The organism is Priestia sp. SIMBA_032 (assembly GCF_046535215.1).
Classification (GTDB): domain Bacteria; phylum Bacillota; class Bacilli; order Bacillales; family Bacillaceae_H; genus Priestia; species Priestia aryabhattai.
Window position 1 is genome coordinate 1 of record NZ_JAWRXD010000506.1, and the last position, 278, is coordinate 278.

At 32.7% G+C, this 278-nt stretch carries 1 protein-coding gene; it reads left to right on the forward strand.

What is annotated here, in order from left to right; genetic code table 11:
• A partial coding sequence (locus tag SB717_RS35320; RefSeq protein WP_410907580.1) for an AMP-binding protein occupies nucleotides 1-278 on the forward strand: 278 nt, incomplete at both ends.

Consider the following 278-nt stretch of genomic DNA (forward strand, 5'->3'; position numbering starts at 1 on the left):
TTGTTAAATAAACTTTTCGTGGGAGTAGAACCAATTAAAACAAAATTACTCGCAAAATACGATCATCTATTTGAGGGGAACCTCCAAATATTAAATTTATACGGACCTACAGAGGCTACAGTCTGTTGTACATCTTATCAATATGAGACGAATAAAGAAATTACAACACAAAACGTACCGATAGGTTCGCCATTGTTAAATACTCAAATTTATATATTGGATTCATTTCATAGGATACAACCTATAGGTGTTCCAGGAGAAATATGTATTTCTGGCAT